This is a genomic window from Ochrobactrum sp. PL_is501 (assembly GCF_055816895.1).
Genome location: NZ_JBVPGR010000032.1, coordinates 87,380 through 101,394 on the forward strand (window position 1 = coordinate 87,380; position 14,015 = coordinate 101,394).

General features: G+C 55.7%; 14 protein-coding genes. 7 read left to right on the plus strand and 7 right to left on the minus strand.

The window, feature by feature from the left end; genetic code table 11:
* Positions 1-23: 23 nt before the first annotated feature.
* Genes AC0TOF_RS07480 through AC0TOF_RS07500 form a run of 5 tightly spaced genes read right to left on the minus strand, consistent with a single transcriptional unit; the run spans position 24 to position 5,480 of the window.
* Positions 24-890, minus strand: coding sequence for an alpha/beta hydrolase (locus AC0TOF_RS07480; RefSeq protein ID WP_473767732.1), 867 nt, complete (start codon positions 888-890; stop codon positions 24-26).
* Positions 877-2,553: a dipeptide ABC transporter ATP-binding protein gene (locus tag AC0TOF_RS07485; RefSeq protein ID WP_473767733.1), complete on the minus strand. Its 1,677-nt coding sequence runs from the start codon at positions 2,551-2,553 to the stop codon at positions 877-879. Before AC0TOF_RS07485 ends, AC0TOF_RS07480 begins: the two co-directional genes overlap by 14 nt.
* Complete coding sequence (locus AC0TOF_RS07490; RefSeq protein ID WP_473767734.1) at positions 2,550-3,368, minus strand: ABC transporter permease; 819 nt, start codon at positions 3,366-3,368, stop codon at positions 2,550-2,552. Before AC0TOF_RS07490 ends, AC0TOF_RS07485 begins: the two co-directional genes overlap by 4 nt.
* Complete coding sequence (locus AC0TOF_RS07495) at positions 3,365-4,309, minus strand: ABC transporter permease (RefSeq protein WP_473767735.1); 945 nt, start codon at positions 4,307-4,309, stop codon at positions 3,365-3,367. Before AC0TOF_RS07495 ends, AC0TOF_RS07490 begins: the two co-directional genes overlap by 4 nt.
* 4 nt (positions 4,310-4,313) lie before the next feature.
* Positions 4,314-5,480 (minus strand): C45 family autoproteolytic acyltransferase/hydolase, encoded by a 1,167-nt coding sequence (locus tag AC0TOF_RS07500; protein ID WP_473767736.1) that lies wholly within the window; start codon positions 5,478-5,480, stop codon positions 4,314-4,316.
* A gap of 248 nt (positions 5,481-5,728) precedes the next feature.
* On the opposite strand from AC0TOF_RS07500, the gene AC0TOF_RS07505 reads away from it, so the two are divergent.
* Positions 5,729-6,634, plus strand: a complete 906-nt coding sequence (locus AC0TOF_RS07505; RefSeq protein WP_473767880.1) for a GntR family transcriptional regulator — start codon at positions 5,729-5,731, stop codon at positions 6,632-6,634.
* Between the two features lie 230 nt (positions 6,635-6,864).
* Here AC0TOF_RS07505 and AC0TOF_RS07510 read toward each other — a convergent pair whose 3' ends face one another.
* Entirely contained in the window at positions 6,865-7,827 is a 963-nt protein-coding gene (locus tag AC0TOF_RS07510; protein ID WP_473767881.1) for a helix-turn-helix domain-containing protein, read from the minus strand.
* 198 nt (positions 7,828-8,025) lie between these two features.
* Between AC0TOF_RS07510 and AC0TOF_RS07515 the strand changes: the two genes are divergently transcribed.
* The 3 genes from AC0TOF_RS07515 (at position 8,026) to AC0TOF_RS07525 (ending at position 9,270) form a co-directional block, all read left to right on the plus strand.
* Entirely contained in the window at positions 8,026-8,157 is a 132-nt protein-coding gene (locus AC0TOF_RS07515; protein ID WP_473767737.1) for a hypothetical protein, read from the plus strand.
* A gap of 50 nt (positions 8,158-8,207) precedes the next feature.
* The gene (locus AC0TOF_RS07520; RefSeq protein ID WP_122000824.1) at positions 8,208-8,849 is read left to right on the plus strand and encodes a hydrolase; all 642 of its coding nucleotides are present in this window, start codon (positions 8,208-8,210) and stop codon (positions 8,847-8,849) included.
* Positions 8,850-8,973: 124 nt separating this feature from the next.
* Positions 8,974-9,270 carry a putative quinol monooxygenase gene (locus AC0TOF_RS07525; RefSeq protein WP_473767738.1) on the plus strand — a complete coding sequence of 99 codons (297 nt, stop codon included), beginning with the start codon at positions 8,974-8,976 and terminating at the stop codon, positions 9,268-9,270.
* 4 nt (positions 9,271-9,274) lie between these two features.
* Here the strand turns inward: AC0TOF_RS07525 and AC0TOF_RS07530 are convergent, their stop codons facing one another.
* Entirely contained in the window at positions 9,275-10,243 is a 969-nt protein-coding gene (locus AC0TOF_RS07530; RefSeq protein WP_473767739.1) for a LysR substrate-binding domain-containing protein, read from the minus strand.
* 125 nt (positions 10,244-10,368) lie between these two features.
* Here AC0TOF_RS07530 and AC0TOF_RS07535 point away from each other — a divergent pair, with 125 nt between their 5' ends.
* The 3 genes from AC0TOF_RS07535 (at position 10,369) to AC0TOF_RS07545 (ending at position 13,897) form a co-directional block, all read left to right on the plus strand.
* Complete coding sequence (locus AC0TOF_RS07535) at positions 10,369-11,520, plus strand: HlyD family secretion protein (protein ID WP_473767740.1); 1,152 nt, start codon at positions 10,369-10,371, stop codon at positions 11,518-11,520.
* Between the two features lie 60 nt (positions 11,521-11,580).
* Positions 11,581-13,164: a DHA2 family efflux MFS transporter permease subunit gene (locus AC0TOF_RS07540; RefSeq protein ID WP_473767741.1), complete on the plus strand. Its 1,584-nt coding sequence runs from the start codon at positions 11,581-11,583 to the stop codon at positions 13,162-13,164.
* Between the two features lie 160 nt (positions 13,165-13,324).
* On the plus strand, positions 13,325-13,897 hold the full coding sequence (locus AC0TOF_RS07545) for a YceI family protein (protein ID WP_473767742.1): 573 nt from the start codon (positions 13,325-13,327) through the stop codon (positions 13,895-13,897).
* Positions 13,898-14,015 lie beyond the last annotated feature (118 nt).

The window sequence follows — 14,015 nt, forward strand, 5'->3', positions numbered from 1 at the left end:
TTGTTTTTGATTTTGCGGTATGGTCAGCGTTGTGACCTCAGCACATCCGCGAAAAATGCTTCGACCGGCTCCAGCACTTTGAAAGGCTCGTGAGCGACGCCCGGCACCCTGTCCCTGCGAACCGCGATGCCATGCGTTTCAAATGACTTTGCCAGTGCCTCAATACGGTCAATCCGACACTCGCCTTGCAGATCAGCTCCGTCCATCCAAAGCGCGCTGCTACGCGGGATGCCGATTTCCCAAGTCGCGGTGTCTTCCTCACCGATCACTGTTTGAACCGTCACGGCCTTCATTGCTTCAAGATCGAGCCGGCAGCCAAAACGCGCTTCAACATCGCGAACGCCGACCCACCAGTCATAATCGGAATTGAGTAGAGTCACGATGCCCGGCGCTCCGATAGAGACCGCCTTGAGCCTGTGAGGATGCAGCATGAAAAAGCGCTGGCAGAATTGCCCGCCGCCCGAAAAGCCGTACATGAGGGCGCGATTGCTTTTGAGGCGATATTTGGCGGCCACTTCGTCGATCATCGACAGCAGAATATGATCAAAGCGAATGCCGTGGAACTCAATGCGCTTGTAATTGGCAAGATCGCCCTTCACGACGATGCCGGCTGGAAACAGCGGTGCCAGTACAATGCAGCGGTTCTCTCGCGCAAAATTTGCAAAGTGATCGCGGTATTGTGCCGCCGTCCGTCCCGTCCCGTGGATGATGACGAGCAGTTCGTGCGTCTCGGTGCCGTCTTCATCATAGTCCTCGGGGACATAAAGGCAGTAACTGAAACGCTGATCGAACTGACTTGCAAAAAACGTGGTTGCCCCAAAATCGTAGAAGCTGAGTTTTTTGCCATGGCCCTGCCGCTTGGTGACAGGCTTTTCCTCAGTGATGGACATGACCGCCTGCCTCTCCCGGTTTCGTATTTGCATTATCGCCGCGCCATTTGAGTTTGACGCCGCCCTCGCCCGTTAGTTCGAGCATTGGAATGGCTGACAAAAGACGGCGGGTATATTCGTTTTGTGGCGCGTCGAAAATCTCGTCGCGCGTTCCCTGCTCGATAATGCGACCGTCATTCATCACGACCACACGATCGGCAATTTGTTCAACCACGCCCAGATCGTGGGTAATGAACAGGCACCCGAAGCCATAGCTCTGCTGCAGCTTGGCGAAGAGATCGAGAACCTGCGCACGCACCGTTACGTCAAGGGCCGAAACTGCTTCATCGGCAATGACAAAAGCGGGACGGCGAACGAGCGCACGCGCAATCGCCACACGCTGACGCTGACCACCCGACATTTCATGTGCATAACGATTGGCATAGTCTCCACCGAGGCCAACATCCTCCAGTGTTTCGCGAACACGATATACTTTCTGGCTGGACGAAAGCTCTTTCGAGAAACGCAGCGCCTCACCCACCAACTCGCCCACTTTCATGCGGGGGTCGAGCGATGAATAAGGGTCCTGAAACACCATCTGTGTGTGATAACGATAATCCTGATAATGGGATGAACATCTCTCGACAGGCTGCCCCTTGAACAGCAGCTTCCCTTCGCTCGGCTTGATTAATCCGGCCATCACACGCGCGGCTGTGGTCTTGCCCGAACCGGAGCCACCAACCACAGCAACAACCTCGTTTGGCAGAACGTCAATCGTAACCCCATGCAGAGCACGCTTGCCGCCAGCTTTCTTGAACCAGCCACCCCGGCCTTCAAAATCGACAACAAGATCGCGCACGCTGATCAGCGGATCAGCCTTTGGAACCACGCGCGCAGGCCCACGAACCGGCAACGTCGAGAGCAGTTTGCGGGTGTAATCATGCCGAGGCTTTGCCAGAACATCAGCGGTATTGCCCGTTTCAACCACTTCACCATGGCGCATCACAACCACACGGTTGGAATAGCGTGCAATCATTGGAAGATCATGGCTGATCAGCAAAACGGTCGTGCCACGCTCCCGCGTGAGATCGACCAGCAACTCCATAACCTCGCGCTGGATAACCGCATCAAGCGCTGTGGTCGGCTCGTCCGCGATCAGCAGATCAGGCTTCATGAGCATCGCGCAGGCGATCATGATGCGCTGGCGCATTCCGCCTGAGAACTCATGTGGGAACGCCTCAATCGCCCGATCAGGATCGGCGATCCCGACACGCAACAACATGGCTCTGATCCAGTCGGCATGTTGCGCTTTGTCAGCTGGAAAGTGCAGTTCAAGCCCTTCTTCAAGCTGCCGCCCGATGGTCAGTGACGGAGTGAGCGAAGTCATCGGCTCCTGAAAGATCATGGCAATGCCATCGCCACGCAGCCCGCGTAAAGCGGTCGGCGACATCGTTGACACGTTCTGCCCCTTGAAGCGGATCACACCATGACTTGTTTTAATGGACGCCGGAACCAGCCTCATGACCGCCCGCGCGAGCATCGTTTTGCCGGAGCCGGATTCACCAACGATACCGAGAATTTCGCCAGCTTTTATGGAGAAGGAAGCGCGCTTGACGATCTCCAGCGCACTGTCGCCAACACGCAAGCTGACATCGTCGATTTCAAGCAGGAGCGCTGAAGTCATGAGCGCCTCCTCATGCGTGGGTCGAGGCGGTCGCGCAACGCGTCACCAAGAAGATTGATACCAAGCAGCGACAGCGAAATTGCAAGGCCGGGGAAGATACCAAGCCAAACGGCCTGCTCAATGAAATTGCGGCTTCCCGCGAGCATATTGCCCCAAGTCGGCGCTGGCGGCGGCACACCCAGACCCAGAAAGCTGAGCGAGCTTTCTGCGAGAATTGCCCAGCCGCACATGGACGTTGCCATGACCAAAACAGGTGCCAGGCAGTTGGGCAGAATGTGGCGCACCATGGTATAGATTTCCGAGTTCCCCATGACGCGGGAAGCCTCAACGAACTCCCGTTCACGCAGACTTAAAACCGTGCCACGGACCACGCGGATCACCGAAGACATATAAGCCAGAGCAAGTGCCAAGATGATGCCATTCTTGTTGGCACCAAAGACGGCCAGCAAACCAAGCGCCATCAATATGCCGGGGAATGCCAGCAGAGCATCATTGACCATCATCAACAGCCGGTCGAACCAGCCACGCAAGAAGCCGCTGATCGCCCCGACAAGCACACCGCCGAGGGTGGCGAGAAAGACGGTGAACACGCTGATTGAAACACTGGCCGATGCGCCTCTCATAAGGCGGCTCAGCTGGTCGCGCCCAAATTCATCCGTACCCAGCCAATGCGCAGCGCTTGGCGGCGCAAGGCGCGCGGCAAAGTCGAGGGCCAGCGGGTTGTAAGGCGTCCAGAAGGAACCTACCACCGCTATCGTGAGAAGCGTTGCGGTCAGGGTCCCGCCAATAATCGCGTTGAGAGAGAGATTTTTCATTTCGCCGTCACCTTCGGGTCGAAGAACGGATAGAGAAGGTCCACAATCAGATTGACCAGCACATAAACGCAGGCAGTGAACAGCAAACAGCCCTGAATGACGGGATAATCGCGGGCAAAGATCGCATCAACGAGAAGCCTGCCAAGTCCGGGAATCGTGAAAACCGTTTCCACAACAGCAATACCGCCAAGCAAATTGCCAAGGATCAGCCCCAACAACGTCCAAGTCGGGCCGAACGCATTACGGAAAGCATGGCGCGACATCACGGTTGCTTCTGACAGTCCCTTGGCGCGGGCATGGGTAATGTAATCAAGGTTCAGCACCTCAAGTGTCGAGGCGCGCGCCATACGCAGAATGACGCCGATTTCATGCAGAAACAGTGTTGTGATCGGCAGAACCAGATAGAGAAACGCTTTCCATGGGTTCTCACCAAAGCTGACATAGCCGACAACCGGCAACCAGCCGAGCTTGAGGCCAAAGGCCAGCAACAGCAGCAAGCCCATCCAGAATGCCGGAACCGAAAGCAGCAAGGTGGCACAGGTCACAAACGCCAGGTCGGTCAAACTGTTCTGCTTCCAGGCTGCGATCATTCCAAGCGGAACAGCGACAAGCGTGGAAAGCACCACCGCTGACAAGACGATACGCGCACTCACCGAAAAGCGCTCCAGAACCAGCGAAAGAACCGGCTGCTGGTTGGCAATGGAAACACCGAGATCACCATGCAGAACATTGCCTCCCCAGATCAGGAACTGGGTGAAGACGCTGTGATTGAGGCCCAGCTGCTCGCGCAGCGCGGCTAGCGTCGCAGCATCCGCAGAATCGCCCAGCATCAGGGCTGCAGGATCGCCCGGTATCAACCGGACAATCACAAACACAGCCACTGCCACGATCAGCAACGTTGGAATGGCCATGCCTATTCTGGAAAGCGCAAAGCGCAGCATTTCTTTAGCCTTCGATAAAGAGAGATTTCGCGCGTGGCGCGGCATCGGACGGTAGCGGCGTATAATCCTGCAGACAGTAGGTCGCAAACCGGCGGTTCAAGGCGGGCAGCGGCGCGATTTCCATCATGCCAAGCGCTGCTTCCATCACCACCATGGCCACTGTGGCCGTGATGTTATCGTGATTGCCAGGACGTGGCGGGCGGCAGACAGCATAAGGTGTCAAGAAGTCGTCAAACAGCGCTTCCTTCAGCTCCCTACGGCCAATTCTCCCGTCATGCGATTCAAGAGATTGGCGAACCCGCCAATCCCGGTAGAAGCTTTCAGGTACAAACGGAATGCCGGTGTCGCGCAGCTTCGTCAGCGCAATCGGGCTGACCCAATGATTGGCGTGAACGATCAAATCGTTCTCCGGCAAGATTGGAAAGGATTCGTCCGGCGCACATTCAAAATCGATGCCGAAACCAGCACTTGTTGCAATCATGATGTTGTTCGAGCAGGATTTTGGTGTCGAGGCCACAGCCTTGATTGCTTTCGCAAAATGCTCTTGCTCAAGCACCTTGCGACGCACGAGACCCAAAGGAACACCCAGCTTCTTATAGTCGCGTTCGCATTCGAGATAATTGGCGGTGATCGAAATTCCAGCTTCATTGAAGCCGCTGCGCGCCAGCCCCCCAGCCTCGACAAACGTCACAAAATCGGGACCGTTATTATTGCGAACACGCAGCACAATACCTGTTTCCACACATTCAGAACGCCAGTCCCAGTTCTGGCCATGAACCAGATTACCAGAAGCACTTTTTGCAGGCATGATGAGAGCACCGGTACAGCCATCATCCTGCTCTTCGGGATCCGGAGAACCCGTTTCAGCACGCGCCATCGCAACGACTTCCGTGCGCGCATTGATCATGACGATCTGCTCAAACGGCACATCCGCACCTTTGGCGATGCCGCGCATTTCCTCGACATAGGACGCGTCGAATTCCTCAATCCGGCCAGCAAATTCTTCGATGAGGCTTTGCCTGCGTTCAGGCGAAAGACCAAACACGTCAAGCGTGCTGGAATAAAGACCAGCGCTACGCCGGATGCGTTCCGCTGCCAGCACCCCATACTGGCGCCCGCGCTCTTCCGGTACGCCCGAAACTGTAATGAATGGAAATGGGGCAACTGACATACTCAATCCGTATTTTGTATTTTGTATTTTGTATCCTCTTAATACAATTCACATTCAATCATTGCGGAGTCAACAGTTTTTTATTAGAATAAGGAACAATTTGATTTCTACCCTTCCTACAGAAAGTCAGCCTGTCATTCCAATGGGATAGGCTATACGAGAAAGAAATGGCCTGTTGCGAAATATCCCGTATTCTTTGAGCATAAGTTCATGGGAGAACGCACATTCAGGGGGCGCTGCGCGTGAATATGGACATTAAGAGATCAACAGAAGGCGAATCCGGTCTGAGCAGTCTTCAGGCGGAAGTCGCACATAAAATGGTCTCGCTCATATCCGCTGCACGCTGGAATATCGGTGACCGGCTGTCGGATGCTGCCATTGCAAAAGAGCTCCGTGTATCGCGGTCGCCCGTGCGTCAGGTGCTCAATCTTCTTGTGCAGCAGGGTATTGTCACTCAGACTCCCAATCGCGGATATCAGCTGCATCGCATTCCGGAACCGGACGAACTCAACGACAATCTGTTGCCGCCATCGGAGGCGGAAGAGCTCTACCGGCGCCTGATGAGCGCGCGCGCCTCTGGCGCTGTTGGCGACGAAGTGTCGGAAGCTGAACTTGCCGATCAGTTGGGTGCGACACGCGGCGCGGTGCGTCGGGTTCTGATGCGTTTTGCCACCGAAGGTCTCGCAGAGCGCCTTCCGGGCCATGGATGGCGCTTTGCAGAGTCGCTCGATAATGAGCGCGCGGTCAACGAAAGTTACGCCTTCCGTCTGGTGATCGAATGCGGTGCGCTTTCGCAAGCCGACTACGCGCCTGATCTCAGCCAGCTCGCAGCTCTGCAACGTGAGCAGAATGAAATATCGGTTCTGCCGATCCAGAGTCTCACACGGGATCTGTGGTTCAACGCCAATGCAAACTTTCACGAAACCATTGTTTCGTGGGCGAATAATCGGTTTTTCACGCAATCAGTCCGGTGGCAGAACCATCTTCGCCGCATGACGGAATATTCCGACTTCGATCGTTTGGGCGAAGAGCGTATTCGCAAGGCTTGCAAAGATCACTTAGGCATTCTCGAAGCCATCGAGAACAGGGATTTTGAATTTGCTGCAGCTTTGCTCAAACGCCATATAATTCGTTCGGGCGCTGAAGATGTTTAGATCACGATCTCACTTTTGGCATCGGTAGGGTCCACACGACAATATATAGCGCGATACTTGGAAGACAGGGAACCGTTGTCCAGGCAGCTAGCAAAAGAAATGATCGAGAAAGTTCTGGATACTTCTCTTTCCGATGCCTGATTTGCCTCACGGAAAGCGGCGATGTCACGTTATCGGCCTCAATACCCGATGCGAAGCCTAGCAAAGCATAGTCGGCGATAGTCTGCCATTTACAGGCAGTAATTTCTGCGCTTGTTCCGAAATGCCGACGGAGCAAGCTCATATCGAGCCAAAAACGCGGCCGAAAAATTTGCGGGAACCGGATAACCACAAGCGACAGCAATTTCGGCTATGGGGAGGTCGGACGTGGCCAGCAGCCTGCACGCGGTGTCCATCCGGATTTCCGTAAGGAAGGCAAAAGGAGTGCAACCCACTTTCTGCCGGAAGAGCCGGGCGAAATGATATTTGCTGATGGAGGCTTCGTTTGCCAAATCCTCAAGTGTCAATTCATCTGCAAATCGCACCGACATGAGCTCAATGACACGCGCGAGGCGGCTGTCAGTGATTATGCCCGCTGAACGATTTTCATCCATCCCCGCATTGATCCCGTAGCGGGTTACGAGATGAACAGCGAGCCATGCCGCAGCGGTTCCTGCATATAATTCATCGACACCGCTACGCATCGCCTGCATGAGGTTTGCAAACATCTGGGCGACTGCGGGGTCGCGTTCGACAAGAACATTGAAGGATGGGGTCTGCGCGGATTGCCCGATGCGGCGCAAATGTTCGAACGCTGCCTGCAATTGTCCAAGGGGCAGATAGAGCAACGCACTTTCTGCCATTCGGTTTGGCGCGATGGTCAATCGTCCACGCGTTGGCTCACCGCCCCTACCCATCCCGATTGAGCCTGGCTGACGAATGGATCGATGCCATCGTCCGCCGCGATAGATGTCGAGATCGTAACGCCCTGCCACAGCAAGGCCAATGGTCTGGTCGGGCGTGATAATGGAAGAATAGTCGTCCTTTGAGGATGTAAACCAGTGACGATCAAGCAGCAGCGATGTCCAGCCGAGTGCCCGGCTCGACTCCTGTCTTACGCTTGGCAGGGCCTTCAAGCAGGCAAGGCTTTGCGTTGCGATCTTATATCCAGGCTCTGTCACAAGCATTTTCCTTTTTGGTTCATGCAATGACATCTTGCGCAATTCTTATGCGTCGTTGCGCTTCAATTCACGTGAACTTATGCGCGCGCGCAGATCCGTTTATTAGCAGATTCTGATGCAGCTTTGTGATAAAATTCTGATGGGAACACCATGTCCAGAATGAATTCGATGGCACCTGTTTGGATCACAAAAGTCACGGCTAACCGCAGCGCCTATATTGTTGGAGCGGTTATGGCTGATCTGCGTGTCCGGTCTGCTTCAGGCCTCAGGACGGCATCCGCTTTTACTGAATTCGGTGCGCTCTGGTGCGGGCTGGCTACAGGCCCGGTCATGCGCGCAGCCGGATATATGGGCAAGTCGTAATGAAACCAAGTCGGTGTTTGCCCCGCTGACTCCTCGAAAGGAGAATTGCAATGACGAGTGAACCGATCCGCGATCCGGCCAAGGATCGCCTGCTGACGCCGCAGAATTCTGCTTTTATCATTATCGATTACCAGCCGGTACAGGTGAACTCGATCGCCTCCATGGATCGCCAGTTGTTGTTGAACAACATAGCGGGCACGGCAAAGGCTGCTGTCGTCTACGGCTTGCCGATCATCCACTCGACCGTGAACGTGAAAACGGGACTGAACAAACCGCCTGTCCCGCAGGTTCAGAAGGTGCTGGCGGATTATCCCACATATGACCGCACGACGATCAATTCGTGGGAAGACGTCGAGTTCCGCAAAGCTGTGGAAGCAACGGGGCGCAAGAAACTGATCATGACAGCCTTATGGACGGAGGCCTGTCTGACATTTCCCGCAATCGATGCGCTGGCTGAAGGCTACGAGGTCTATGTTGTGGTCGATGCGGTCGGGGGAACCTCGGTCGCAGCGCACGATGCCGCCTTGCGCCGTATCGAGCAGGCTGGTGGAAAGATGATCAGTGTTGCGCAGCTGTTCTGCGAACTTCAGCGCGACTGGTCGCGTAGCAAGACCGTTCCGGCTTTCATGAATCTCTTCATTGAGACCGGCGGTACGGCAGGAATCCAGTTCTCCTATGATCGAGGCGAATAAGCCGGTCTGAACGCGTGGCGGCAACCGTTGTTTCCCGGTTGCCGCTCGTCCGCGCACGAGTCCTGCGAACAGCATTAGCTTGTCTGGTCGAGGAACGATGCTCCCATCGGCAAAGGAGTTGATCATGAACGAGGTTCATGTGGTAGCCGTTCTCTATGCGAAAGAAGGCCATGAGGACGCTTTGCAGGCTGATCTGACCACGGTTGCGCAGAAATCGGCGCAAGAGGACGGCAATATGCGATACGAGCTGTTTGCTGACGCAAACGACAGTCGGAGATTTGTGCTGGTAGAACATTGGCGCGATGCCGAGGCTCAGCAGCGGCATCACAATCATTCAGCCCATATCGCGCATTTCCACGCCCATGGCGAGAAGAATGTCGAGCGTCGGGAAGCCGTTCATCTGCTCAGACATATCGTCTGATCGGCTATATTGTCTTTGTGACCTCGCGCAGGATGGAGCGCAGCCATGTAACCGCAGGATGCGCACCAAACGTATTATGCGACAGCATATCGATCTGTGTACCCGGCAGGTGATAGGGCGCCTCGTGAAGAACGAGGCCATAGGTATCCTTGTGGGTTTCCGCGACACTGCGCGGCACGAGCGCAATCATATCCGTCACGGCCACCAGCGGCGGCACGGCTAGAATGAGAGAAACAGTTGCGCCAATATGGCGTGACAATCCGGCTTCCCGCAGCAGCCCTTCGAGAAAAGGCGGGTTGCTGGTTACGAATGCGCGTTCCAGCCCTTCCTGTTCCAGCATGCCGGCAGTTTCCATGGCGGCACGTCCGGACAGCAGGACATCGACATGGGGATAATGTCCCAGCGTCTCAATCGTCATGGGGCGGGATGCGGCGGGATGGTCCTTGCGCATGATCCAGACACTGTCGACCGACAGGAGCGGTTCGCGTCTGAAACGGCTGGGAATCCGTCCGAAAGCGCCGACAACCAGATGCAGCGTGCCGCGATCCAGTTCTTCGACCAGATTGAGGTCGTTAAACAGGCGAAGCCATAATCTTATGCCGGGTGCTTCCCGTTCGAGCCGTTGCAGAACCGCTGGAAAGAGAGCGCCTATGTAAAAATCGGACGTGGCGACCACGAAACTCATATCCGCAGTCGCAGGGTCGAACCGATCAGGAGAGAGCGCAGCCGATATATCCGCCAAAGCCGCGCGTAACGGCTGCGCCAGTTCCTCGGCCCGGGGCGTCGGGTGCATGCCCTTGGGGCCGCGCACGAACAACTCGTCCGACAGCATATAGCGCAATTTTCCAAGGGCGTGACTGACCGCCGACTGGGTAAGGTTCAGTCTCTCCCCGGCTTTCGTGACGTTACGCTCTTCCATAAGGGCGTTGAAGACACGGATCAGATTAAGATCGATATTATGAATTGCGCTCATGATTTGAATTATAACAAATCATTTCAATCATGGAAGGTGCGTCATCATATTAGCTCCAACAATCGCCAGCGAGTTCTGTGAGCCGCAGGCGATTCCATAGACAACCAACTCAGGAACCGCGTGTCATGAGCAAGCCGGTTATTCTCTTTCAACAGCCAACTCCAGCCGAGGAAAAGCAGGAGGGCCCCAAAACAGCCGGAAAGTCCCGCCGCCGGGCCTATCTCAGCCTTGCCCGCGCGTCGGTGATTGTTGCCGGGATTGGCCTTGCCATCGTCATTCCACTTGGCTGGGGCCAATGGGTTGCGGGCATGACCAACCAGACAACTGATAATGCCTATCTGCGCGCCGACACAACGCCAGTCAGCGCTGAAGTTGGCGGGCGCATCGTGCGCCTGTTGGTGGAAGACTACCAGCACGTCAAGGCCGGTCAGTTGCTGATGGAGATCGATCCGACCGAGTATCAGGCAAGGGTGGATCAGGCCGGGGCAAGCGTGGCCGCCGCACAGGCCGCAATCCGTAATGCGCAAAGCAACATTACCTTGCAGCAGCGTGTGATCGAACAGGCGGAAGCCGGACTGGCGGCGCTCAATGCCGATCGCGAACGCGTCGCCAGCGAAGGCCAGCGCCAGACATCCTTGACGAAAAATGGCTGGTCGACAGCGCAGAAGCTGGAAGCCGCAATCGCCGACGTCAAGCGCATTGAGGCGCAGGTTGCCGAGAAGCAGGCCGAAATAGCAGCCCAGCGCCAGAAACTGGATGTTTTGGCGACCCAGTCCGATCAGGCAAAGGCGGAGTTGAGCAATCAGCAGGCCGCCCTAGCTCTCGCGCAGATTGATCTGGAGCGTACGCATATCACGGCCCCCATTGATGGCGTCGTGGGTGTCAGCGGTGCGCGCGAGGGACAATTTGTGCGGGCTGGTTCGCAGCTCGTTTCCGTGGTGCCGGTCTCGAAGCTCTACGTGGTCGCCAATTTCAAGGAAACGCAATTGGCCAAGTTTCGTCCCGGGCAGGTCGTCAGCGTTACGGTCGACACATTTCCCGGCAAGGAACTGCGGGGTCATGTAGAACGTCTTTCGCCGGCAACCGGATCGGAGTTCAGTCTCCTGCCGCCGGATAATGCCACGGGCAACTTCACGAAAGTGGCCCAACGTGTCGGCGTGCGCATTGCGCTTGAAAAGGACGGCGAACTCGATGCCCTCCTTCGACCGGGGATGTCGGTCGTAGCAACGGTGCATACCGATCAATATATCGAAACAGCAGCCAGGCTCATCCAATAGCTGGGTAAGCGCGTCCCTTCGAAACCATAGTCTTGAAGGGACGGCGGGAGTTGGAAAATCATGTCCGCTACCACAACAGTTCAAGGTTCTACACCGCCAAAGACCGCCAGTCTTCCGAACGCGCGGGCGCTGATCGGCGTTGCCGCCGTTCTTCTTGGCACCGTAACATCGTTGCTAAATTCCCGCCTTACCGATATCGGGCTTGCCGATATTCGCGGCGCGCTGGGCGCTGGCGTGGATGAGGCGAGCTGGCTGACCACAGCCTATGTCGTTGCCGAAGTTGCGGCCATACCGTCAGCAGTCTGGTTGCGTTCCATTCTCTCTCCGGCCCGCGGGGTATTGATCGGCGCGCTCATCTTCACGATAGCTTCCATGGTGGCTCCCTTCAGCCCCAATATCCAGACATTGATCAGCATTCAGGCCATACGCGGTTTGAGCGCAGGCATTCTGATACCCATGGCTTATGCTGTTATCATGCGGCACCTGCCGCAGCACTTGCGGCTCTACGGCTTGTCGCTCTATGCCTTGGCGTCGTCACTGACGCCCAGTCTTGCCGTAAGCATCGAGGGCTGGGTGATCACCCATCTGTCATGGGAATATCTGTTCTGGATCAATATCGTTCCGGGCAGTCTTACCCTGCTGGCGGGCGCCTATGGCCTTGCGAACGACCCCATCAAGTTTCTGCGTTTTCGCAGACATGACGGGTTCGGGTTGCTGGCATTGTCTCTCGGACTGGCCGCACTGGTAACGGCGCTCGATCAGGGGAACCGTCTCGACTGGCTTGAATCGGGACTGATCGTCGGACTGTCTGCATCTGCACTGCTCTTGCTGGGGGTCTATATCGTGCACTCATTGCTGCACCGTGATCCCGTGGTCAGTCTGCGCCTGTTCGCCCGGTGCAATATCGGTTTCAGCCTGTTGCTGATGTTCGCCATGCGCATCGGGCTGATGACCTCCGCTTATCTTTTGCCGCAATATCTGATCCGCATTCAAGGATATCGCGCACTGGAAAGCGGCACGATGTTCTGGGTATCGGCCCTGCCCCAGATGGTTTTAACGCCATTGGTGGCCTGGCTGGTCTACAGAATAGATCCGCGCGGTTTGGCTGCTTTCGGACTGATGCTGTTCGGCGCCGGTGTTCTGATGCTGTCCAATCTTACGCATCTTTGGACATCGGACCAGATATTGCCTTCGCTGTTCGTGCAGTCCGTCGCCGCGCCATTCACGGCCATACCGTTGATGGTGCTGATAACGGAAGAAATCAGCATCCGGGAAATACCGTGGATTGCGTCTCTGGTTCACATCGTGCGCACTGTCGGCACGGCCATCGGCCTTGCTCTGGTCAGCACATTCACGCGCATGCAGGAGCAATTGCACTCCAATCTGCTTGGCCTTCATCTGGAGCGCGGCGCAGTCGACGTGCAGTCTCGCATAGAAAGATCAGCCGCCATGCTGGAAACGCACAACAGCGACTCGGCGGTCGCAACCGCTCAGGCGACGGCTTTGCTGGCCAGAACCGTTCAACGCGAGGCTTTCGTGCTGGCTTACAGCGACATGTTTGTCGTGATCGGCGTTGTCATTGTGCTGATGGCACTCGTGACGCTTTTCATGCGCCGCCCCACGCTGCCGGGAAAGTTCCTTTAGTGCAGAAAGTCAGCGAAGCCGTTCTGTTTTATAGGACACCGGGTCTCCGAAACAGGCACTACTCAACCCCGCGCACCGCAATTACTTTCAAGGACATGAAGCGCCGCTGTTCTTCAAGGCTTCGCCGCGTTCTTGCCTTAGGGCTAAATCTCGATAGGAAATGGACATGAGAAAATTTGTACTGCCGATCTTCGCTTCGTTGTTGTCGGTTTCAGCCGCTCAGGCAGCCGACTACAAACTGGACCCACTGCATACCAAAGCGATCTTCTATATGGATCACTTCAACACATCGACAAACAGCGGCGGCTTTTACGAAATCGGCGGCAATATCTCTTTCGACGCCAAAACGATGGATGGAAAAATCGATATCTCAATTCCGGTAAAGACGCTGAACACAGGTATAGCCGGGTTTGATAAGCACGTAAAAAGTGCCGACATACTGGATGCGGAAAAATTTCCGACCATCGAATTCAAGTCGACCAAGTGGAATTTCGCCGGAGAAAAGCTGGCGTCGGTGGATGGCGATCTGACCATAAAGGGAAAGACCCTGCCAATCCAGCTCACGGCCACCAAATTCGGTTGCTACCAAAACCCGATGTTCAAGGCGGAAGTCTGTGGCGGCGATTTTGAAACAACCATCGATCGTACCCAGTGGGGCGTGGACTTCCTTGTAAAGGAAGGCATGACCAAGATGGTTAAGCTTGAAATTCAGGCCGAAGCAATCAAGCAGTAAGCCGGTCGGCAAGCCCTCCTTTATGAGGGCCTGCCGTGTGATTTGTTTCCCTCATGGTCACCTGCGCCCGGGGTTTGGCAGCGGTGATCATGAGAGACACGTCTGAGGTCAATCGTCC